Genomic DNA, 23,142 nt, shown 5'->3' on the forward strand with positions numbered 1-23,142 from the left:
ACGTAGAAATTATAAGTAAAATTAATCATTAACAGTAAACCTTAGTACTTAAAACTATATAGCTTAGATTAGTAGTGCTCCTTAGTTATATCCAGTAACGTTACTTAGAACTTAAGATCTGTTAATCAATATTTGTAAATCAAAATTTAAAGTAAATCAATATTTGAAACGATTTAAATCCGCACCACTTCGATTCTTGCTGTCACTTTGTAAAGTGTAGTAGGTATTTAGTCAAAAGAACTGTTTTTTTCATCGTTAAAATGATTGCACTAAGCTTTTGTAAAAACTGTGTTCTGATTAAATATTCCTACTTTATTGCTCTCAAAGTGGTGCGTTTCTCGCACTCGCCAGATTTAACTTATGCCGCATCTTCCTCCTCGTACTCGTCGTCAATTTCAACAACATTATTAGTCGGTGTTAGTGATGTGGAGCGTTGAGCTTCAGGTTTGTGTGTTATGCGATTCAGCTGCTTCTCTAATTTTTGGCCCATAGCGTTAATCGCAGTATATAAATTTTCATGTTTTGCTTGAGCGAAGAGTTCTCCATTTGGGATGCCAACCGATGCTTCAATTTTGAAACCAGGTTTCTCCTCCGTAATGATTACATGGGGATTTATCATTTGCACATCATGCCTTGAAAGTTTTTCAAAACGGCTTTCAATGCGTTCGCGAATAGGAGATGTGACTTCAAGTTGCTTGCTAGTAATCTTTAGCATATTTCGAACCTTCTGTTGTTTCCTTGGATTTCAGATTACCAAGGTTCGCACTATAAAACGAGATGTAGATCACGTTTTTGTGCCCATTAGATACTGTTCGTTGGATATTTGATCACTTAGACAAATATCAATAATTCTTGGCCCAAAAGCCTTGTATTGCCAGCTAAATGGGGCCATATTCGATGGGATAACTCCGCAGTCTTTGCCCTTATTTACTTATATTTACTTTAAGTTTCATCCCGAATCCCGATAAAATACCTCTACTTATTCCATTCGGTCACTTTGAGTTTGCCCATTTTATGAATACTGAACACGTTAAAATTAAGGTCTGGGATTTACCCACGCGAATTTTCCATTGGGGCATGGTGTGTCTGTTGGCACTTTTATGGTGGAGTGCCGATGCGGGCGAAATGCAGTGGCATCAAATTTTTGCTTATAGTTTGCTGATCCTTATTGGATTTAGGATCCTCTGGGGGCTGATTGGTAGCGATACGGCAAGGTTTAGCCACTTTGTTCATCACCCCAAAGTTGTACTCGATTACTTGAGATCGATTCGAACTAAAGGGATGTCTGTGGTACTTGGACACAATCCTATCGGTGGCTATATGGTCATCGCGTTGATTGGGATCATTAGCCTTCAATTAGTTACAGGCCTTTTTGCGACCGATGATATTTTTACCGAAGGTCCGCTATATAGTTATGTCAGTTCAGATACCAGTGGGTTTTTGACTTGGTTACACAAAACGAACTTTAACCTTATTCTCTTGCTGAGTGCCATTCATGTACTGGCTGTGATTATTCATGCCATGAAAGGGGATAAGTTAGTTGGTGCTATGATCAGTGGCTACAAGAAAGTCTCGAAGGTTGCTTTTTCATCAAGTGCGAAGAGCGAGCTTCGATTCAAGTCTGAGTGGCTTGCTTTAGTGCTGTTCACAGTATGCGCTGCTGTGGTCTTTGGCTATTTAATGTGGCCAATAGTGCAAGTTCTGTAGATTTATACTTAGTTTTGGAACAACAAAAAGCCTGCTATTTAGCAGGCTTTTTGATGGGAAAAACAACGTCAAACTAATCTTTCTTATAAATGTCGTGACAACTTTTACAGCTTTTTCCAGTGTCCATAAAGGCTTGTTTGATTTCAGCTTGATTACCTTTTTGAGCTACAGTAGCCAGAATGGCAGCATTCTCTTGGAAGGTTTTCATTTTTGCATCAAAATCAGCTCTGTCTTGCCAAACTTTGGCTAGGGCTTCGGTATCACCTTTGTCTGAGCCATCAATAAAACCTTCGAAAGGAATTTTGGATAATGCAGCAACATTCGTTGCGCGCATTGCGAAGGTTTCTGCTTCGAAAGGTTTTTTGCCTTTCATCATGGCAGCCATATCGCCGAAGTTATAAGCAATAAGACCAAATGCAGATTGGCGGTATTCAATTGCATCTTTAGAGTCTTCGAAATTGTGTGCTTGAGCAGTTGAAGCCAATAAGGTACTGGCAACGAGAGTAAGTAGTAATTTTTTCATCGTATTCTCACAAATTAGCGTCGAAGTGTGACATTGCACTCCTATTGTACACAAATTAACTTGATGTACTAGAAGCAATTTTGTCAGTTTTTGTCTGGATAAGACGGCTAAACGTAACAATTTATTTGTAAGTAGGCTAAATCTGTTAGACTGCTAATGTAATGCTTGAACAGTACTTATAAGGGTGATTATGCGAGCTAACTGGGATCTAGTATTAGAAAAAATTTTGAGCCACAGCAATTATGAAGATCTTTCTGTGTTGTTTCATTTACTGTTAACCGAAGAAGAACGTAGTGCCGTTGCCGGACGTTTGAAGGTCTTTCAATTGCTGCTAGACGGGGAAATGAGTCAAAGGCATATCGCTGCGGAATATGAAGTCAGTATTGCAACGATTACACGTTGTTCTAATTATTTGAAGAATATGTCTTCTGAGCATAGGGCGAAAGTTCAAAAATTAATTGGTTAGTGTTCATGTGGATACAACTCTTGTGAATATCATCTGCTCCTACTGTGGTGAATAGAACTAAGCCTTAAGGCGTGATGGGAAGCTTATGACGACGATAGAGGGAACGACGAACCAGAATGTATAAGCCGTAGCTGAGTAAACAGATAGCCAGAATTGGGTAAAGATCCTTGGGAAGGAATTTAAAGATAGCCAGCGCCGCTAAGAGATAGATAAAAGGTAGAAAGTTATAAATTATCTCGGGAAGATAACCCGATTTACGCCGCTTAGCCGAGTCTGTTCGACGGTTTTGAGAACGCATAACGTAGATCCTCGCACCTAATACAAATACCACAGTTGCCGCTATCAAGGCATAGTTGATGTCGAGTGCAATAAAACTCGAACTACCGAGCGCCATGTAGCCAAAAGGCAAAATTTCGTAAAGTGGTTTGGTTAACATAAGCACTCCGTCGCTTAACTTCGGTCGATATCAATATCTAATTGAAAATATTCATATAAAATTTGAATACTTCAATTTACCAGTCAGTTATTTATCTATTACGAATATTATAAACGCTTGTGTATAAAAAATGCACGACCTTAAATTAAGGGCGTGCATCTTAAAAGGTTAAACCATGGCAGTTTAATCACTTACGGATAAACAACTTCTCGTTTAACTTCTGGTATCAGGCTTTGTTTAGCCGCGGCAACCACAGCCGCCATTACCGTCACAACCTGTTTTAGGTGTGTCACAGGCTTCGTGCTCTTCATGGTGGTGTCCATGATCGTGGTCTGAACCACCACAACATCCGCCCGCTTCTTGTTTACCTGAACCGCCACAGCATCCACCACCGTGGTCGTGATCATGTCCATGGCTTCCACAACCACCTTGGGCATGAATGTGGCCATGAGCGATTTCTTCGGCTGAGGCTTCACGAACGTCAACGATTTCGACGCTGAAATTGAGCGATTGGCCCGCTAAAGGATGGTTGCCATCGACGATAACCACATCGTCTTTCACTTCCATGACTTGAACTGGGCGCTGACCCATTTCAGTTTCAGCGATGAAGCGCATACCTGGGACGATATCTTCGATATCACCAAAGGCTTCTAATGGCACGGCTTGACGTAGGCCATCGTGATAAGGCCCATAGGCTTCTTCGGCACTAATAGTGACATCGAGTTTTTCGCCTTTGCTTTTACCGTCTAATGCGGCTTCTAAACCTGGGATCAGGTTTTCAGTGCCGTGTAGATATAGCATAGGTTCAGAGTCGAAAGAGTCTTCTAATAGTCTGCCTTCTTGATCTGATAAACGGTAATGAATGGTTACCGCGCTGTGTTGAGTGATCTTCATATCGCCTCCAATTCGTAATGTGCGCGCATAATAACGTGCTTTTTTAGTGCTGGCGATAATTTGAAGTGGCTTATGTTAGATATCGCACAGGTTTTTTTTAGGCAAATTTGTCGGTGCTTTACGGTAGAAAGGATGAGTAATGTGATTTTTGCTCGTTAGCCTGTCAATTTAGCCTGAGTGATGAGGTAGAACAAATAACGCATTATTTTAACGTGCACTATAAATAATTAGATTGAAAACAAGTGATTATCTAATGGTTTCGTGCCGCATTACGTTGACGTCAACAGTTATCTATTGCGTAAATCGCATTTTTACCCCTAGAAAACTTCATATTAACTAATCTTGATGCAGTATTTTATCAAGCGTTAATATTTGCCTATAAATAATCCATTTTAGGGGTTGACAAGCGCGGGTAAAAAAAGCAATTCTGTTTATCAAGAAATTAACATGGATTAGCCCAAACACATGCATAGCCTAGGTTTCGTAGTAACTACCATTATTACAACCACCACTACAACAACAGTGGGGGCGGGCTGATACACCCTAAAGAATTTTAACGATGAGCCCGCTTCCCACAAAGAAGCGGGCTTTTTTGTTTCTAGCTCTTATTTCTAAGTCGGGCGCGGTACAGGAGAACAAGATGAAAGTAATGAAATTTGGTGGTACCTCGCTTGCAAATTGGCAGCGATTCTCGATGGCGGCGGATATCGTTGCTAAGTCATCTAAGCTTGAACCCATAGCCACTGTGCTATCGGCCCCAGCGACTGTGACAAATGCGTTACTAGAAATGGTTGATGTAGCAGTTAAAGGTGAAGATTATTCGTCTGTGCTGCAGCATGTTGAGCGGGTATTTACCTCGCTATACCAAGATGCTGTTACTTCAATGTTGTCGAGTGAGCAGAGTGAACAGCTCTTTTCTGGACTTAATGCGCAGCTGGTGATTTGGCAGGATAGATTACGTGGCATTAGCTTACTGCAAGAGTGTCCCGATGGCATACGTGCTGAAATCGTGGTGGCAGGTGAGCGTTTATCTGCAGCCTTGATGGAACAAGTGATGCTATCTAAGGGGATCACGTCTGCTCAACTCGATCCGCGCGCCTTGTTTCTAGGTCGAGGTCGGCCGTTAGAATCCGTGGTCGATATCGCTATAAGTAAGCCAAGGTTTCGTGCGTTGGCATTAGGTGAAAAGCGCGTATGGGTAATGCCGGGATTCACCGCCGCCGATGAACAGGGCAAAGTGGTGACGTTAGGCCGTAATGGTTCTGACTATTCTGCTGCTGTGCTCGCCGCCTGTTTAGATGCGTCAAGTTGTGAAATCTGGACCGATGTTGACGGTGTTTATAATACCGATCCCCGTGTGGTTGCCGATGCTAAGCTGTTATCACAACTTAGCTATCAAGAGGCGATGGAGCTCTCCTATTTTGGCGCTAAGGTGCTGCATCCTAAGACGATTGCGCCTATCGCCCAGTTCCATATTCCCTGTTATATCAAAAACAGTTTTAACCCCGATGCGCCCGGCACTCTGGTATCAAACCAAGCCGATGAAACCGGCTTGCAGGTTAAAGCTATCTCCAATTTAGATAACCAGACCATGTTCGATATATCAGGCCCAGGCATGAAAGGCATGGTTGGCATGGCGAGCCGTACTTTAGCTGCGATTTCCCGCAGCGGCGTGTCAGTGTCTTTAATCACCCAAAGCTCCTCTGAATACAGTATTAGTTTCTGTGTGGCGACGTCTGACTCGGCCAAAGTGAAATGGGCCTTAGAGCAAGAGTTTGAATTAGAAATAAAAAGTGACTTGCTTGAACCTATTGCTATGCGTCATGAGCTCGCTATCGTTTCTTTGATTGGTGATGGCATGCGCACCCACAAAGGCGTGGCAGCGCGTTTCTTCCAAGCGTTAGCGCAGGCAAGCGTGAATATTATCGCTATCGCCCAAGGTTCGTCCGAACGGTCTATTTCAACTGTGATCGAGCAGCGTAAGACTAAGCATGCGGTGGCGGCTTGTCATCAAGGTTTTTTCGATGTGCAGCAGTATTTAGATGTGTTTTTAGTGGGTTGCGGCAATGTGGGGGCAGGCCTGCTCGAGCAGATAAAACAACAGTCTGCCATGCTCAAAGAGCAGCACATCAGTATCCGTGTATGCGGCATAGTGAATTCGAACAAGATGTTACTTGACAGTGCGGGCATCGATTTAAGCAACTGGTCTAGCTTGCTTGCCGATAGCCAGCCAGCTTGTGATATCCCAGCGTTACTTGCATGGGTGAAAGAGCAACAATTGCTTAATCCAGTTCTGGTGGATTGCACTTCGAGCGAGCAAGTATCGGATCTGTATTTGGATGTGATGAACTCAGGTTTGCATGTGGTCACGCCGAACAAAAAGTCGAACACTCGCGATTATGCTTATTACCAAGCACTGCGCCAAACTGCATTAAAACAGCGTCGCCAATTCTTATACGAAACCACAGTCGGTGCGGGGTTACCTGTGATCGATAACCTGAAAAAACTGTTATTTGCGGGTGATAAACTGCATAAGTTTAACGGTATTTTATCGGGCTCTTTATCCTTTATCTTCGGCATGCTGGATGAAGGCATGACTCTTTCTGAAGCGACTGGTCTGGCGCGGGAAAAATGTTTTACTGAGCCCGATCCCCGTGATGATTTGAGTGGTATGGATGTGGCGCGTAAGGTGCTCATTCTTGCCCGTGAAGTGGGACTAAAGTTAGAGCTCAGTGATGTGCAGGTTGAATCTGTATTGCCAGCCGAGTTTGATGATTCAGGTGATGTTGAAAGCTTTATGGCACGATTACCGCAGGTTGATGCCGCAATTGCCGCAAAAGTGGCGCAGGCCAAAGCCCAAGGTAAAGTGCTGCGTTATGTTGGGCAAATTGAGGATGGTGTGTGCCGTGTGCGTATCGCCGAAGTGGATGCACAGGATCCGCTTTATAGCGTTAAAGGCGGTGAAAATGCCTTGGCGTTCTATAGCCGCTATTATCAGCCCATTCCCTTTGTGCTACGCGGCTATGGCGCAGGGACTGAAGTGACCGCTGCTGGTGCCTTTGCCGATGTATTAAGAACCTTGAATTGGACTCGTGAGGTGAGTGTATGAGTTTGACCGTTTACGCTCCAGCCTCTATGGGTAACGTAGGAGTCGGATTTGATTTACTTGGCGCTGCTTTGGCGCCGATTGATGGTAGTTTACTGGGCGACAGAGTGACTATCGCCGCGGCAGCGTCGGGTGTGAGTCTCATGCAAACTGGCGCTTGGGCCCATAAACTGCCTGATAATCCGCAAGACAATATTGTGTACCAATGTGCTGAATTCTTCTTAACAGCCATGAGTAAGGAGTTTTTAGAAGCGCTTGGTAAAGCAGATGAAGGCGTGGCACTCACACTGGAAAAGAACCTGCCCGTCGGTAGTGGGTTAGGGTCGAGTGCCAGCTCTGTCGTGGCGGCGTTATATGCCTTGAATGAACATTTTGATAGACCCTATAACGAGCAAGCTTTGCTGGAATTGATGGGCGAGTTTGAAGGGAAGATCAGCGGTAGTGTGCACTATGACAACGTTGCCCCCTGTTATTTGGGCGGCATGCAATTGATGCTCAATGTGCCGGGTACAGTTTGCGAAGCAATACCCAGCTTTAAAGAATGGTATTGGGTTGTGGCCTATCCAGGGATTTCACTTTCAACGGCAATGATGCGCAAACTCATGCCAGATCAATATGATAAAAGTGTCACTATCGATTTTGGCCGTTATTTAAGCGCCTTTGTGCATGCGTCTTACCAGCAGAATGCCAAGCTTGCGATCAGCGTATTAAAGGATGTGTTAGCCGAGCCCTATCGCGCCGCCGCGATCCCGGGTTACGACAATGCCAGAGCCGCTTTAGCCGATTTAGGCATGTTGACTACGGGGATTTCGGGCAGCGGCCCAACGCTGTTTTCGATTACCGATGATTTAGCCACGGCAAATACCGCTAAAGCTTGGTTAGAGGCGCATTATCTCACCGAGGTGGGTGGCTTTGCCCACGTGTGTCGCCTCGATGAGCAAGGCACGCGTAGAGTCGATTAATAGTTAATTTAGCTAAGACTAAGTACCCCAAATTAGCATTTAAGGTTTAGCATCAAAAGGTTGAGTTGAGCATGGAACTATATAATTTAAAACACCCTTCGCAGAAAGTGAGCTTTAAAGAAGCGGTACAACTGGGATTAGGTAAAGACAGAGGTTTGTTCTTTCCTAGTCAAATACCCGTACTAGACGATATTGAAGGGCTGCTGGCGTTGCCATTCGTTGAGCGCAGTAAAAAAGTACTCGGCGCATGGCTTGCCTCTGAGTTAGGCCAAGATGCGGTCGATGAATTAGTTGAGCGTGCCTTTAACTTTGATTTACCTTTGGTTGCCGTCGATGAGCAGCGCGCTTGCCTTGAATTATTCCACGGTCCAACACTGGCGTTTAAAGATTTTGGGGCGCGTTTTATGGCGCAATGCGTTAATGCCTTTGTGGGCGACACGCGCTTAACCATTTTGACTGCGACCTCGGGCGACACTGGCGCAGCGGTTGCCGATGCCTTCTATGGGCTTGAGAAAGTCAATGTGGTGGTGCTCTATCCTAAGGGTAAGATCAGTGAACTACAGGAAAAGATGTTCACTACGTTGGGCAAGAATATCCATACAGTCGCCGTCTCGTCCGATTTCGATGCCTGCCAAGATCTGGTTAAGCGCGCCTTTGATGATCCCGAAGTCCGCGATGGGCTGAGCTTAAACTCGGCGAACTCTATCAATATCAGCCGCTTACTCGCGCAAATTTGCTATTACTTTGAAGCGGTTGCCCAGTCTAAACAACGCCATGAAGCCGATCCTGTGATTTCAGTGCCAAGTGGTAACTTTGGCAACCTCACCGCAGGTTTATTCGCTAAAGCAATGGGATTACCAGTTAAACGCTTTATTGCCGCGACCAATGCCAACGATACTGTGCCGCGTTATTTAGACAATGGCCAATGGCAGCCCAATCCGACTCAAGCGACTATGTCCAATGCTATGGATGTGAGTGAACCCAGTAACTGGCCGCGTGTGGAAGCCATTTGTGAGAAATTAGGCTGGCCACTGAGTAGCTTAGTGGGTATTCGCTTATCGGAGGAGCAAACGTCACAGGCGCTGGCCGAGTTACACGCTCACGGTTATGTGTCTGAGCCCCACGCGGCGATTGCGGCTAAGGCCTTATCTTTAACCTTAGTGCCCGATGAAGTGGGTATATTTTTGGGGACGGCGCATCCCGCTAAATTTAAGGATGTTGTGGATAGAGAGTTAACGCTTAACTTACCCTTGCCGCCTGAGCTTGAAGCTGTTGCGAGTAAGCCCATCTTATCTGCGGAATTAGCGGCAGATTTTGCTGCATTAAAAGTGCATTTATTCAAAATATTAGCTTAAGGGCTTTAGCCCTACTGATGTCTGCCTAGCAGTGGAATAACATGGCGTAAAAGCAGGAAGGGAGCTTGGCTCCCTTTTTTTACAAGTGTGAGTTTTATGGTGAGGAATTGATGAGCTTGTGTTACCAGTGAACATAAAACAACCCTTAGTTAACTACATGATATTTAATTAATATTTGTAACTTTCTGTATTATCCTTGGTTTCTTATATGTGACATTGTTCACAATTTTATCTATTGCAATTAGTTATGTTCACCCGCGTGTTTAATCTGTGGGTTAATTGATTTGTCTAAATTTTTTCTGTTAAGTACATGTTTTTGCGTTTTAATATCTGGATGTGCGACCAAGCAGCATGAACTATATCGTCGCATTAACGTGGCCTACGATTTTGAAGTCACCCACTGCGATAGTTTTGCTTTAGTCACTGGGGTGAGCCGCCATGAAAACCGGCTTGATGAAGCTAAAGAGTCCGCCACGGCTCAGGGTGAGGAATTGGGGGGAACACACATAGTTTGGTTACAAGTCGATATGGGGGATCCCACTAAAGTTGTTGCTATTATTTATAAGTGTCTGATTTAAATTTATAAAACTTTATTTTATTTCCTGCGTTCAGGCTTAGCCTTTATCGCAGTATAGTGAGTCGTTTAGATCTCACTCTTGGCTGTTGTGCTTTTTTGTTATTATTCCTCGCCCTTTTTTAGGCTAATTACTGTGATCTCGCCGGTGTTTATGGCGCGCTATCTAAGTGACAACTACGCTTACTGAGGTAGAACCCCCTCGCGGAAGTCTGACGCTGAATCGTTATACTTCATCTTAATCAAGAGAGGATAGTCAACTTAAGAGGCAAGTAACTTAGCCTATGCCATGGTTTAAATACGTTCCTGTCTTATTTATGCTTTTTTTAGTCTTGCCCGCTGTAAGTGTGTCGCAGGTCAATAGTCCTTTACCTTGTAAGAACACGATTAAAGTCGGTTACAACGATTGGCCTCCCTATGCTTGGCAAGATCCTCAAGGAGAAGCCCAAGGCTTAGATGTGGATCTGATGCGGGCATTTGCAGAGTATCTTGGTTGTGAAGTTCATTTTATTAATGTGCCTGCTAAGCGCTCGCATCAGATGTTGCGAGCAGGACAGTTAGATGTGTTGATGGGAGCGACTATGACGGATGAACGTCAAAACTATGCTCTTTTTTCAACCTATTACCGAGATGAAGAGCTACGCTTATTTGTACTTTATGAGCAAAAAGATCAGATTAATATCGATAAATGGGAGGACATTTTTACCAAAAAATTGCGTCTACTTGTCCCTTCTAGCGGTTGGTATGGTGCAGATTATCAAGAATCTCAATATCGATTAGAGCAGGAGCACTTGTTAGTATTAAGTCCCGACTCAGATAAGTCTGTGCAAATGCTTATCTACGGTAGAGGAGATATGATCGTCGGAGATACCTTAGCCATGCCCTATATCGCCAGCCAGCATCAACGCATCAAGCTAGTGCCACTTAAGTTAGTGTTAGATCAAAACCATATTCATTTAATGTTCAGTAAAGCGAGTATCAAGACAAGCCAGTTAGAGCAGTTTAATCATGCGATTAAGGCATTGATGGATAACGGTGAAATTGCACGAGTGATCAATAAATGGCAACAAATGACACTGGCGAAACAGTCTAATATGAGCCGCCTAAACAGTCCGCTAAAGACGCTGTATGTCAGCCCTTAACATTAGCCCTTCACGTTAGCCACTCATGTCCGACTCTGGTATATTTTTATCCTAGTGCAATATGGTAACGCTATGATCTTTGATGTTTTCCTCTAAAGAATCTTGTCTTTTATTCAGTTGTTCCTCCGCGATTTAAGATGTGACACATTTGCTAAAACTTCTCTGACTTGAAGTTACTGAACTCTCTATCAAATTCTGCTAGCTTGTTGGGCTCAATTGTCATGCTTTGGACTTGATTGTGGTTTTTTACAAAAGCCCATGGCAAGAATTTCTTCGCTAAATCTGCTAGCAAAATCTCGTAGTAAAGAGTCTATTGCTAAAAATAACAATAGGATAGAGGTCATACATGAAACTTCGCCATTCTGTCGCCTGCTGCATGCTTGCCCTAGGCACATTAACAGCGTTCCAAACCATCGCTGTCGATGCGGTGAGCAATCAAGGGTATTACCGTGCGCCCGCGTTGCACGATCAAACCTTAGTCTTTACTGCAGAAGGGGATTTATGGACTCAGACCTTAGGTCAAAAAGCGGCTACTCGCTTAACGAGTTTACCTGCGGAAGAGCTAGGGGCGACTATTTCGGCCGACGGTAAGTGGGTTGCTTATGTTGCCAACTATGAAGGCGCGAGCGAAGTGTATGTGATCCCCATTACGGGCGGTGTGGCTAAACGGGTGAGTTTTGAGAATAGCCGTGTACGAGTTCAGGGCTGGACTGCCAAAGGCGAGATTTTATATTCCACCGACACTGGTTTTGGTCCTGCTAATAATTGGATACTGCGCAGCGTCGATCCTCAAACCCTCACCACCACAGATTTCCCCTTAGCCGATGCAGTTGAAGGTGTGATTGATGATCGCAACGAATACGTGTACTTCACCCGCTTTGGTCTGCAAGTGACTGGCGATAATGCCAAAGTGTACCGTGGCGGCGCAAAAGGTGAATTATGGCGCTTTAAACTTGGCAGCAAAACCGAAGCACAGTTGCTTAGCGGCCAACACGACGGCTCAGTGCGCCAACCTATGCTATGGCAGGACAGACTCTATTTTATCAGCGACAGCGATGGCAACGACAACCTCTGGTCGATGGCGCTCGATGGTTCAGATGCAAAACAGTTGACTCAATTTAAAGATTGGCAAGTCCGCGGTGCGCGGATGGACCAAGGCAAAGTGGTATTCCAGTTAGGTGCGGATATCCATGTGTTTGATATTGCGGCCGCTAAAGACTCGTTACTCAATATTGAACTCATTTCCGATTTTGCCGAGCGCCGTGAGCATTGGGTGACAGATCCTATGGATTACGCTTCTTCAACTAATTTGGCCCCCGCTGGCGATAAAGTGGTGATCACCGCCCGCAGCCACGTGGCAATCGCGGGTATTGATGGCTCGCGTTTAGTTCAAGTTGCACTGCCGGGGACTTATCGCGTAAGGGAAGCTGTGTTGAGCCAAGATAGCAAGTCGGTTTATGCGATTAGCGACATGACAGGTCAGCAGGAAATTTGGCAATTCCCTGCTGATGGCAGCAGTGGCGCTAAACAGTTAACCAAAGACGGTCATACTTTAAGAATGAGTCTTAATTTGTCCAGTGACGGTCGATTTATCGCCCATGACGATAACGATGGTAATGTTTGGCTGCTCGACTTAAAGAAAAATACCAATCAAAAAATCATCACTAACGGCGAGGGACTTGGGCCTTACGCCGATATCCGCTGGTCCGGTGACAGCCGTTTTATTGCATTAACTAAGTCGGAAATCGGTAAACAACGTCCGCAAATCATCCTTTATTCTGTGGATGAAAATAAGGCCGAGACGCTCACCAGCGACAAATACGAGTCCTATTCGCCAACCTTTAGCAGTGACGGCCAGTGGCTATATTTCCTATCGAATCGCCAATTCAGCGCAACACCAAGTTCACCTTGGGGCGATAGAAACATGGGCCCTGTGTTTGATAAACGCAGCCAAATTTTTGCCATCGCACTGGTCAAAAATGCCAAATTCCCCTTTAGTAAACCCAATGAACTCGAATCGAATCAAGTTGAAAAAACCGATGCTAAGGATAAACCGAGTCCAGTGAAAATCGATTGGGCAGGGATCTCCCAGCGTTTATGGCAAGTGCCTGTCGATTCAGGCAATTACAGTAAGCTGCGCGTCGTCGATGATAGACTTTATCTGTTAGATCAAGCTATTGGTGACGATGTCGCACCTAATTTAATGACCATCAAATTTGACCGATTAAGCCCCAAAGCCGAGGTTTTTGCCGAGGACATTGGCCAATATGAGGTTTCTGCCGATGGTAAAAAGCTGATGCTACGTAAGCACAGTAATGAGAAATCTCTCCTGATTGTTGATGGCGGCAATAAATTAGGCGATACGGATAATGCCAAAGTGCAAACGGAACAATGGCAGTTAGCGATTTCTCCGCAGCTTGAATGGCAGCAAATGTTTGAAGATGCTTGGTTGATGCACCGAGAATCTTTCTTCGACAAGAAGATGCGCGGCCTCGATTGGCAAGCGACCAAAGCTAAGTATCAACCTTTGCTCGACCGCCTGACTGACCGTAACGAACTGAACGATATCTTCATGCAAATGATGGGCGAGTTAGATTCTTTGCACTCACAGGTGCGCGGTGGTGATTTACCTCAAGATCCCGATGCGGCTAAAGCGGCAAGCCTTGGCGCGCGCCTACAACAAACTGCAGATGGCGTGAAAATTGCGCACATTTACAGTAACGATCCTGAGTTACCGGCTAATGCTTCACCGTTAAATCGTATCGAAGTCGATGCTAAAGAAGGCGATATGCTGTTGGCTATTAATGGCACGCCAGTGGTGAATGTGGCCGACGTCACGCGTCTTCTGCGCAATCAACAGGATAAGCAAGTATTACTACAGCTTAAGCGTGGTAGCCAAACCCATAAAACCATCGTCATGCCCGTTAGCGCTGTGGTGGACAGTCAATTACGTTACTTAGATTGGGTGAGCCATAACGCGGCTGTGGTCGAGGATGCAAGTCAGGGCAAGATGGGTTATTTGCACTTATATGCCATGGGCGGTGGTGATATTGAAAGTTTCGCCCGTGAGTTTTATGCCAACTACGATAAAGAGGGTTTGATTATCGATGTCCGCCGTAACCGCGGTGGCAATATTGACAGTTGGATTATCGAGAAGTTACTACGCCGCGCTTGGGCGTTTTGGCAACCGACCCACGGCACGCCAAACACCAATATGCAACAAACCTTCCGCGGTCATTTAGTGGTGTTAACCGATGAACTGACCTATTCCGACGGCGAAACCTTCTCCGCAGGGATTAAAGCACTCGGTATTGCGCCCTTAATTGGTAAGCAAACGGCAGGTGCGGGTGTGTGGTTATCTGGGCGAAATGCGTTGACCGATAAAGGGATGGCGCGGGTGGCCGAGTATCCACAGTATGCAATGGATGGCCGCTGGGTGCTTGAAGGCCATGGCGTAACGCCGGATATTGAAGTCGATAACTTACCTTTTGCTACCTTTAATGGAAAAGATGCGCAGCTTGAAACTGCAATAAGTTATTTAAAGGATGAGTTGGTTAAACAGCCAATCCCAGCCTTAAAAGTGCAACCTTTGCCTGTAAAAGGTATGGCACAGGATATTAAAGCTAAGTAATTGATATTTAAATTCAGTATTTAACCGAAATTTAAGGTATCTCGGCTAGCATGTCCGCGTACAAAGTTAGGGTGTTGTCTCTTGGTTCCCGAGACAACACCCATTTTTATGCCCATTCATTAATACTTCTATTCCCATTTTTACTTGTTTCCGCATAGGTTTGCATAGTGTTCACTTGCTGTTGTTGGGCAAGGTGATTCACTGTCATTGCTCTCGCGTCTTCGTTATGGCTTAGATAATAGGCCGTTGGTGCTGAAATCCCTTGGCTCGTTCCTGTCGCTAAATTGGTCATGTCGGCGATCACTTGATACTTCATCTTCGCGTGTTTCAATTCGACTAAGGTTTCTATGTTATCCCTCAGTGCTGGCATTTCTGCTGGTTTTTGCGTATTCGCCGCCAATTGTTTTGCATCGCTAGAAAGCGTTACTGTATCAGTTGACGCTGGTGCGCTGGTTTGAACGGCATTGTTAACTTGTGCAAATTCAGCAGTGGAGACATTTTTTTGTGGGCTGACAGACAGGGAATTTCGCAGTGGTTGAATGTGCATCTTTTAATTCCAACAGATGATACCAAGCTAAGATTGGCTTCTATCGTACTGTTTAAAAGCTGGACCTGAGCTGAATAATGGTGAAAAGTTAGACTCTGTGGATGGTTAGGTGGCGCGGATAATTCGATGATAGCAATGATTCAGACAGCTATTAATTTACGGTGCGGCAATAAAAAAGCCCGCTTAAGAAAACCATCAGCGGGCCATAAAGATCTGCTCAAATCCTAAAACTTGATTTGAATATCTGTTGCTAAACTATTAGCGATAAAGCAATTTGCATGTGCTTTCTCGTGAATTTTCTCAAGGGTTTCTTGGCTGACTTCGACCCCTTCAGCGAAAATGACCTTAGGATTGAGCACCATCTTTGTCACGGCCAACTTGCCCGCCTCGTTTTTACCCAGCTCTGCAGTGGCATTATCCACATAAGAGGTTACAGGTAAGCGCTTAAGATGCGCAATCGCTAGAAAGGTCAACATATGGCATGAGGATAATGCAGCCAACAGGCTTTCCTCTGGATTGACATTTTGCCCATTGCCTTTGTATTCCGGTGCCGACGAGGCTTGAATCGTCTGGCCGCTGCCAAAGGTAATACTGTGGTCTCGACAAAATTCGCCTTCTTCGGCGGGCGAGGTTTGCCAGTTAACCGTTAAGTTAAAGCCCATTATTTTCTCCTATCTGAAGGACATCAGGGCACTATAGCCTAGCGGTGCTCACTTAGCCATGATCGCCATGCCAGTGTTAGCTGGACATTAGATCCCAGCACTCAGTAATAGAGTGCCAGTGAGCACGCTGCCAGTGACGATTCCTATCGGTAAATGGCGCGGGCTGTAGCTTAACGTTAGGATGACCAGCATTGCCGCGAGGGAAATTATTCCCATAAACAAAATGCTCCCGTAGGCCCAGCCCTGATCGCTCGCGCAGGCACTTAAGCTAAATGCTAGTAGTAACCAAGCAAACAAGGTTAGCAAACGACTTTGCCATTGTGCTGGTGGACGATTGAACACATCCTTGAAGTGACCAAATTTAGCTAAGGCAAACAGGGCGAGGGAAAGATAACTCAAACCTAAGATCCCAAGTAGGGGAATAAATTCTGGCATCATGATTTGGCTTCCTCCAATGAAGATGACGAACTAAGATCGCTGGCAAGGGATGTTTGGGATTCGCTTCTACGTGCATTTTTTGCTTTTGCTGGGCGTTTAGCGGGGGCCTTAGCAATCAAAGTCACTCTTTTACTGGCAAATAGCATAGCGCCACCAAGTAGCACTGCGAGCACGTCAAATCCGACTAAAGCCCATTGATGGGATTGGATATTGTCGATGATATTGCTTGGTGATGTGAAGGCATTGAGCACTGGCAGCGCACAGCACAAAGTCCCTGTGAGTCGTAATGCGGTTTGCCACTGGCGACGTGAACGACCCAAGAAAGCCCAAACTCCCATTGCCGCTAACGCGATAAAGAAACTGTGAACTTCCCATTCAGAGCGGCTTGCAAAACTTGTCGATAAGAGACGATTGGCGTAAAAGAAGGCTACAGTGCCTAAGGGTAATCCTAAGATAAACATGAAGTTTAACCCTTCAACTAAACGTAATCCAAAGCTTGGTTTCTCGCCTTTATCGATCAATTTTTGCTGTTTTTGACGTAGACGAATGGCCCACATCAAAGTGCCTGTCGCGATCATAGCGCAGCCTAATAAACCGCAGAAAAAGAATAAAAATCTTAGCAGCGGGGCGGCAAAACGTGCCGTGTGCAGCGACATCATAGTATCGTAAGTCGCGGATGCTCCTGAGGCCTCGTGCGGGCTGGCATATTTAAGCTCACCATTTATCCCGTTGAATATCAAAATATTGGCTTCATCGGTCACATCTTTACCTGTGTTTTGGTAAAAGGTCACTTGGCTATTTTGATCTTTAGGGTATGACACTATCACTTGCTTAATTGGCGCATCGCCCCATGCGGCTTTCACTTGAGGTAGTAATTGGCTTAGTTGCACCTGTGGCGCACTAATCCCCGCGGCTTTCTCGGTTTGTCTGGCGGGATTAAGTTCTTTTAAAAAAGCTTGGTTATCACCCGAATAGGCGGTATTAACCGTCCATGGGATATAGATAAGCATTAGGGTAATAAGCCCTGTATAAGTGATCATCAAATGATAGGGCAGGGCGATGACAGAGCTCACATTGTGCGCGTCTAGCCAAGAGCGAGCGCCTTTATCCCGTCTAAAACTGAACAAATCTTTGAAGATCCGTTTGTGGATCACTATGCCACTGATAAGGGCGATCAGCATAAACATAGTGCAAACGCCGACGATATAGCGGGCTGTAATAGCGGACATATAGTGCAAGTCAAAGTGCAGACGATAGAAGAAATCACCGCCGCGACTCTCACGCACTTCAGAGATCATGCCGCTGCCATCTGCTAAGGCTACATGTTCTTCAGTCTTGCCACGACGCTGACCTTTTTCTGGTGGCAGTTGCCAGCTAACGCTTTGAAAGGGGGTTCGTTCAGTTGGAAAACCTATCATCCAGCGCTGCGCTGTTGCCGGCGAATGCGCTTCTATGTAACTTTGACCTTTATCTAATTGGTTTTCGAGGGTATCGGCTCGGTAGTCTTGATAAACCCCTTTGTGTAATTCGGGTTCATTCCAAAGGCTGATCTCATGGCGAAAATAGCTCAAGCTACCCGCAAAAAAGATCAACAATAATACCCAACATACCAGCAAGCCTGCCCAGGTATGTAGCCAAGATAAAGTTCTAAAAAATGTCTCTTTCATCTTATTGCCCACATACCTTGATCAATCCAAAACATAACAAACTCACTAAGCCTAAATCTCGCCATGCATGCCAGGTTTTACGCACACAAAAGGCATAAATAATAGCGATGGCATAAAACAGGAAAGCTAACATATTGGCCGTTATCGTGCTTTCAAAGCGCGGCATAGGTAGCACTAATGTCAGCAGGCAAGCCAAGGTTGCTGCCGCAACATAACCCGCCAGTAGAGCGGCACTCGCACGGGCAAAGACTTTGAAGGCAAACTGCGATTGCTCTTGCTTAAACCATTGCACAATTTCCCGCGAAATCAGCGAGAACGAGCGCATTTGAGTTGTAGAAGATTGCGTTGAGGTTTCAAACGCGGGTGTATTAGACATAAGTGCCACTTCTCATTTCGAGCCAATATGGGTCTGTTATGGCTATCCGTTACTGTTGATTCTGCAAAGTGTGCTTGAGCTTTTTGGCTTAACGACAAATGCATTTCTATAGCAGTAGATAACTAACCGCGAGAAGTATAACTTAGTTAATTCAAATGATAAACGATATCATTTAGATTCGAATGTGAATCTGTGATCTTAAGCTGATCTGCTTTAGCGAGTGTAGGGTGGCGAGTTTAACGTATGTAGCGTAACGAGCGCTCTGTCACAATTGTTTGTTTTTATTTGTTGATATGTGTTTAGTGGTTACTGCTTGTTTAGCATTAGGTTAATTTTTATGCTGCCAATGTGAGCTTTATCAATTTTGATAGACGACGGTTTTGGCAGAATGCGTTATCTTTTTTACCGAGACCTAGCCTGATAACCCTATGCATAAAAATTCTACAAATGGTGAAACACACCTGTCAGATAATGCGATTTTACTATCAACGACGGATCTGAAGGGAAACATTAAATATGTGAATCAGACCTTTTCGCAGATCAGTGGGTTTAGTGTTGCTGAGTTGCAAGGGAATCCACATAACATAGTGCGCCATCAAGATATGCCTGCGGCTGCATTTAAGATCCTCTGGGAGCGAATTAAGCAGGGCAAGCCTTGGATGGGGATAGTTAAAAATCGCACCAAAACGGGCGGCTATTATTGGGTGAATGCCTACGTCGCGCCAGTGTATGAAGATGGTAAAGTTCATGAGTATCAATCTGTTCGTCGCCAAGCTACCCCTGAGCAGATTAAAGCCGCTGAGAGTATTTACCGTGATATTAATCAGGGCAAGCAACCTAAAGTGTTGCGTAAAGATAGGTTAGGTTTCAGTGGCAAAATATTGCTTGCCATGCTGGTTTCGATTACGGCTACGGCGATAATTGCCAGTTATTCCCCCATAGTTGCCGCAGTGGTAGGGATGAGTCTCGCGTGCCTAGCATGGTATTACCTGATGCAACCGCTGCAAAAGCTTGTGTCTATGGCAACCAACATTATTGACGATCCCGTCGCTACGGGCGTGTACACCGGCCGCCAAGATGAGATCGGTAAATTAGACCTCGCCCTACGTTTTTTGATCACTGAAATTGGTGGCGTTGTTGGCCGTATGGCTGATTCTGCCAGTGAGATCCAAGCACAAAGTGTCAGCCTTAAACAAACCATTACAAACACTTGGGAGCATGCCGATAGTCAGAGTGAACAAACCACGCAAGCTGCGACTGCGATGGAGCAGATGAGTGCCAGTTTTGCTGAAGTAACGGGAAATATTCATCGCACTGCCTCGGAAATGGTGTCGAGCCATGAGGCGGCTCAACGCGGTCATTCACGTTTAGAAACGGTTATTGATGCGATACATCAGTTAAGTGTACAAGTGAGCCACTTTTCCGATGTTGTACAAGCTATTGAACAAGATAGCCGTGCGATTCACCAAGTGCTCGAAGTCATACGTGCCATTGCCGACCAAACTAACTTATTAGCCTTAAATGCGGCAATTGAAGCGGCGCGGGCAGGGGAGAGTGGTCGTGGTTTTGCCGTGGTGGCCGATGAGGTCAGGCAGTTATCGAGCCGTACTAGCCAATCCACCTCGCAAATCGAGTTAATTGTTAGCCGTTTTAGGGAAAGCACTCAAAGGGCGACCTCGACCATGATGGCAGGGCAGGAACAGGTAAAACGTTCGGTAAGCTTAGCGCAAGATGCGAGTGTGGCTTTTGGCGAGTTGCTTTCATCTATTTCGCGAATTAATTCTTTGAGTGATGATAATGCGGCGGCGATGACGCAGCAGACTTCGGTGGCCGCAGAAATTAGCCGAGCTATCCATGTGATCAGCGACTTGGCTCAGCAGAGTTTAGAGCAGACGCTCGATGCGGCGGCGCGGGGTGATCAAGTGTCGCGTTTATCGACCAAGACGCATCATTTGTCCCAACAGTTTTGGCAGCAGAGTGTGCAACGTAAATATTAAGCGTATTTACCTTATGTCGTATTGCATTTTGTGATTGATTTATTATTAATGCCTGTTTATAAATCAATCACTTAATCATGTTTTTCTCGCTGTTTTATTTTTGACTTCTTGATGGAGGTCACATTTAGGAGATGCTAATACCTGAGTTGACCGAAATATTTGCCAATAACCCTTGTGTTTTATCCTGCATGCCCCAAGCTCTATTAGTGAAGCAAAAATAAAAGTAATGACACTAAAAGGGACAACCTATGAAAATAAATATTTCTGGTCACCACGTCGATGTTACTGATTCTATTAGAGAAGATGTTAACGAAAAATTTGCAAAAATCGCCACCCATTTCCCCTCTCTGATCGCACTGGACATTATTATTGCGAAAGAGCATGGCGAGTATCAGGTTGAGCTTCGTACGAATTATGAAGGAAGCCGTATTTCTGCTTCAGGTACCGATGAGGTTATGTACCCAGCAATCAAAGCAGCATCGAAAAAATTAGATGCAGCACTTAAGCACCGTAAAGGTCAGTTAAAAGCGGATTTGCATGAAACCCCGAGCTGTACAACGCCAGCTATTGCCCATGAAATTATCCAAGAGATGGATCTTCGTTAGGTTTTAGCTATAACTCATCGCTTTAGATGAGCACAAAAAGGGCCTTAAATGGCCCTTTTTGTTGGCAATCGGGTTTGGTTTAATGCTAATGGGTTAAATCAATGCCAGTTGTAATCCCTTGAGCACAGCTTGGGTACGGTCTCGGCAATCGAGTTTAGTGAGTATGTTAGAGACATGATTCTTCACTGTGCCCTCGGCTAAAAATACCGCATTGGCGATTTCCTTGTTGGAGAAGCCGCCCGCCATAAAACTGAGAATTTCCCGCTCCCGTTCCGACAATAATTCATTTCTAGTTACCCCAACGCTAGGTGCAGGTTTAGGCTCACTCATCTGTTTGAGTACCGAAGGCTCTATCAAGTAGCCGCCTTTGGCGACGGTTTCGATGGCGTGCAGTAACTTGTCGAGTGACACGTCCTTGAGCAAAAAGCCGTTGGCTCCCGCCTGTAAACTATTGAGGAATAACTCACTGTCGTCGAAGGTGGTTAACATGATGACAGGTAAGCGATTGGCACTTTGCCGTATCTGTTTGAGCATGGCGATACCATCAAGATTTGGCATACGGATATCACTGAGCAGCACATCGACGGGATTGCTGGCAAGCTTTTTGAGTGCATCTTGACCGTCTTCGGCTTGCCATAACACGCGAATGTTGTCGGAAATAGCGAGCAGGCTAGCGATCCCTTGGCGAACCAATTGCTGATCTTCCACTAAACCGACACTGATGATGTTGTTTTGCATATCCATAGCTATTCCAAAGATTTTTTTAATAAAAAGTTAAGCGAGTGCTGGGAGTGTGAGGGTGAGTTGGCAACCGGACGCCGAGTCATTTGCCCTTAACTCCAAGGTGCCATTAAAGGGTTGTAGCCTTTCCTGCATGCCGCCGAGCCCAGTACCGAACTGTCCAGTGCCGCTTTTAGCTGATGCGTTTCGCGCAGCTCCCCGTGTTAGCCCAACGCCGTTGTCGCTCAGTTGTAATACCAGTGCGCTTTGGGAGTCTTCCATGCTCAGTTGCAGTTGATTCGCCTTGCCGTGACGTACGGCGTTGCTGATGCCTTCTTGCAGCACTAACAGTAGTGCCTGAGTCAGTTCGGCTGATTGCAGTGGCTTCATCCCTTTGCAGTGAAGAGTCACGCTGGGTAAGCGGGTCATCAGTGCCTCTAAAGGTGGGACTAAATCCAATCCCACTTGCACTCTTTGAGCCCTGACGACGGCGCGAATACTTTCAAGTAGCTGTTTAGCTAAGGATTTACTTTGATTGACTTGAGGTTTGAGCTCCTCGGGCGCTGTATGGCTTAGTACTTCCAATTGCAGGGAAAGCGCTGTGAGTTGGTGGCCGAGAATGTCGTGCAAATCGCGTGATATCCTTAATCTTTCTTGCTGTTCGCTGGCTTGGCTCAGCAGCGCGCGAGTGGCAATAAGCTGTTGGTTTAGCTGTTCTTGTATCAAACGTGATTTACGTTCAGAAAGCCTTGCTTGGCTACTGCTGTAGGCAAAGAATTGAAAACCAAGATAAATCAAAATATTGAACACATTGCTTTGTTCATGCAATTGCCATTGCTGCAGTAGGTAATAAACAACATTGACCAACACTAGCTGTGAAATGGCTTGGCGACGACTAAAAAACTCAGGCAACAGTGACGCCCAAATGACGAAGAGGATAGGCAGTAATGCGTTGTTTGCTGTGAGCATTAAGCTCATCACGGTCAACGGCATCACTAGCGTGGTTATGCGGCGAAGTTGAATATTATTATGCGCAACTTTATCGGTAGCTATCAGTATAAATTGCACTAAATACAGCCCATAAAGTGTTACATTGAGCATGCCTTGCCATGTATGTAATGCGGCTTGGTTTATCCCAACCCAAGCGACTAATGCCCAAGTGAGCACTCCAGCGGCAATCAACATGTTTTCTTCTTTCGCTAATCGATTTTCTAGCACGAATGTCTATTCCTTAATCCAATTCTGCCGACCATTCTAAGGTATCACCGCCAGATGTCACTATGCCAAAAGTCATGTTGTTATCATTTTGTTTCATGACTTTTGGCACCTGTTTT

At 45.2% G+C, this 23,142-nt stretch carries 21 protein-coding genes; 10 read left to right on the forward strand and 11 right to left on the reverse strand.

Features of this window, described 5'->3' with window-relative positions; genetic code table 11:
- Positions 1 to 358 precede the first annotated feature (358 nt).
- Complete coding sequence (gene raiA, locus KO533_RS04505; protein ID WP_105249847.1) at positions 359 to 715, reverse strand: ribosome-associated translation inhibitor RaiA; 357 nt, start codon at positions 713 to 715, stop codon at positions 359 to 361.
- Positions 716 to 1,014: 299 nt separating this feature from the next.
- On the opposite strand from raiA (KO533_RS04505), the gene KO533_RS04510 reads away from it, so the two are divergent.
- Entirely contained in the window at positions 1,015 to 1,707 is a 693-nt protein-coding gene (locus KO533_RS04510; RefSeq protein ID WP_113940655.1) for a cytochrome b/b6 domain-containing protein, read from the forward strand.
- Positions 1,708 to 1,780: 73 nt separating this feature from the next.
- Here KO533_RS04510 and KO533_RS04515 read toward each other — a convergent pair whose 3' ends face one another.
- Positions 1,781 to 2,230, reverse strand: coding sequence for a cytochrome c (locus tag KO533_RS04515; RefSeq protein WP_028760800.1), 450 nt, complete (start codon positions 2,228 to 2,230; stop codon positions 1,781 to 1,783).
- Positions 2,231 to 2,420: 190 nt separating this feature from the next.
- Between KO533_RS04515 and trpR the strand changes: the two genes are divergently transcribed.
- Entirely contained in the window at positions 2,421 to 2,696 is a 276-nt protein-coding gene (gene trpR / locus KO533_RS04520) for a trp operon repressor (protein WP_028760799.1), read from the forward strand.
- 64 nt (positions 2,697 to 2,760) lie between these two features.
- On the opposite strand, the gene KO533_RS04525 is transcribed toward trpR, so the two are convergent.
- Both KO533_RS04525 and slyD read right to left on the reverse strand, forming a co-directional pair.
- On the reverse strand, positions 2,761 to 3,132 hold the full coding sequence (locus KO533_RS04525; protein WP_028760798.1) for a hypothetical protein: 372 nt from the start codon (positions 3,130 to 3,132) through the stop codon (positions 2,761 to 2,763).
- Positions 3,133 to 3,369: 237 nt separating this feature from the next.
- The gene (gene slyD / locus KO533_RS04530; RefSeq protein WP_028760797.1) at positions 3,370 to 4,026 is read right to left on the reverse strand and encodes a peptidylprolyl isomerase; all 657 of its coding nucleotides are present in this window, start codon (positions 4,024 to 4,026) and stop codon (positions 3,370 to 3,372) included.
- A 640-nt stretch (positions 4,027 to 4,666) separates the two neighbouring features.
- Here slyD and thrA point away from each other — a divergent pair.
- The 6 genes from thrA to KO533_RS04560 all read left to right on the forward strand — a co-directional run bounded on the left by thrA (position 4,667) and on the right by KO533_RS04560 (position 14,796).
- Positions 4,667 to 7,135, forward strand: a complete 2,469-nt coding sequence (thrA, locus tag KO533_RS04535) for a bifunctional aspartate kinase/homoserine dehydrogenase I (protein WP_219253026.1) — start codon at positions 4,667 to 4,669, stop codon at positions 7,133 to 7,135.
- Positions 7,132 to 8,094 carry a homoserine kinase gene (thrB, locus tag KO533_RS04540; RefSeq protein WP_219253028.1) on the forward strand — a complete coding sequence of 321 codons (963 nt, stop codon included), beginning with the start codon at positions 7,132 to 7,134 and terminating at the stop codon, positions 8,092 to 8,094. Before thrA ends, thrB begins: the two co-directional genes overlap by 4 nt.
- A gap of 71 nt (positions 8,095 to 8,165) precedes the next feature.
- A complete protein-coding gene (gene thrC / locus KO533_RS04545) occupies positions 8,166 to 9,449 on the forward strand; it encodes a threonine synthase (RefSeq protein ID WP_028760794.1) in 1,284 nt (427 codons plus the stop codon).
- Positions 9,450 to 9,733: 284 nt separating this feature from the next.
- Positions 9,734 to 10,027, forward strand: coding sequence for a hypothetical protein (locus KO533_RS04550; protein WP_028760793.1), 294 nt, complete (start codon positions 9,734 to 9,736; stop codon positions 10,025 to 10,027).
- Between the two features lie 280 nt (positions 10,028 to 10,307).
- A complete protein-coding gene (locus KO533_RS04555; protein ID WP_028760792.1) occupies positions 10,308 to 11,165 on the forward strand; it encodes a transporter substrate-binding domain-containing protein in 858 nt (285 codons plus the stop codon).
- Between the two features lie 346 nt (positions 11,166 to 11,511).
- Positions 11,512 to 14,796: a S41 family peptidase gene (locus KO533_RS04560; protein ID WP_219253030.1), complete on the forward strand. Its 3,285-nt coding sequence runs from the start codon at positions 11,512 to 11,514 to the stop codon at positions 14,794 to 14,796.
- Positions 14,797 to 14,902: 106 nt separating this feature from the next.
- Here KO533_RS04560 and KO533_RS04565 read toward each other — a convergent pair whose 3' ends face one another.
- From KO533_RS04565 to KO533_RS04585, 5 genes are all read right to left on the reverse strand, one after another.
- Positions 14,903 to 15,343, reverse strand: coding sequence for a hypothetical protein (locus KO533_RS04565; protein WP_219253032.1), 441 nt, complete (start codon positions 15,341 to 15,343; stop codon positions 14,903 to 14,905).
- 224 nt (positions 15,344 to 15,567) lie between these two features.
- Entirely contained in the window at positions 15,568 to 16,005 is a 438-nt protein-coding gene (locus tag KO533_RS04570) for an OsmC family protein (RefSeq protein WP_028760789.1), read from the reverse strand.
- 87 nt (positions 16,006 to 16,092) lie between these two features.
- A complete protein-coding gene (locus tag KO533_RS04575; protein ID WP_113940646.1) occupies positions 16,093 to 16,443 on the reverse strand; it encodes a DUF3325 domain-containing protein in 351 nt (116 codons plus the stop codon).
- Positions 16,440 to 18,110, reverse strand: a complete 1,671-nt coding sequence (locus KO533_RS04580; RefSeq protein WP_219253034.1) for a PepSY-associated TM helix domain-containing protein — start codon at positions 18,108 to 18,110, stop codon at positions 16,440 to 16,442. Before KO533_RS04580 ends, KO533_RS04575 begins: the two co-directional genes overlap by 4 nt.
- A 1-nt stretch (position 18,111) precedes the next feature.
- Positions 18,112 to 18,486 carry a DUF3649 domain-containing protein gene (locus KO533_RS04585; RefSeq protein WP_219253036.1) on the reverse strand — a complete coding sequence of 125 codons (375 nt, stop codon included), beginning with the start codon at positions 18,484 to 18,486 and terminating at the stop codon, positions 18,112 to 18,114.
- Between the two features lie 428 nt (positions 18,487 to 18,914).
- On the opposite strand from KO533_RS04585, the gene KO533_RS04590 reads away from it, so the two are divergent.
- Positions 18,915 to 20,483: a PAS domain-containing methyl-accepting chemotaxis protein gene (locus tag KO533_RS04590; protein ID WP_219253039.1), complete on the forward strand. Its 1,569-nt coding sequence runs from the start codon at positions 18,915 to 18,917 to the stop codon at positions 20,481 to 20,483.
- Positions 20,484 to 20,731: 248 nt separating this feature from the next.
- Positions 20,732 to 21,088, forward strand: a complete 357-nt coding sequence (gene raiA, locus KO533_RS04595; protein ID WP_028760784.1) for a ribosome-associated translation inhibitor RaiA — start codon at positions 20,732 to 20,734, stop codon at positions 21,086 to 21,088.
- A 93-nt stretch (positions 21,089 to 21,181) separates the two neighbouring features.
- Here the strand turns inward: raiA (KO533_RS04595) and KO533_RS04600 are convergent, their stop codons facing one another.
- Complete coding sequence (locus KO533_RS04600) at positions 21,182 to 21,832, reverse strand: response regulator transcription factor (RefSeq protein WP_173246072.1); 651 nt, start codon at positions 21,830 to 21,832, stop codon at positions 21,182 to 21,184.
- Between the two features lie 30 nt (positions 21,833 to 21,862).
- Positions 21,863 to 23,026, reverse strand: coding sequence for a histidine kinase (locus KO533_RS04605; protein ID WP_212600002.1), 1,164 nt, complete (start codon positions 23,024 to 23,026; stop codon positions 21,863 to 21,865).
- Positions 23,027 to 23,142 lie beyond the last annotated feature (116 nt).

The organism is Shewanella sp. NKUCC05_KAH, from assembly GCF_019345585.1.
GTDB classification, from domain to species: Bacteria; Pseudomonadota; Gammaproteobacteria; order Enterobacterales; family Shewanellaceae; genus Shewanella; species Shewanella oncorhynchi.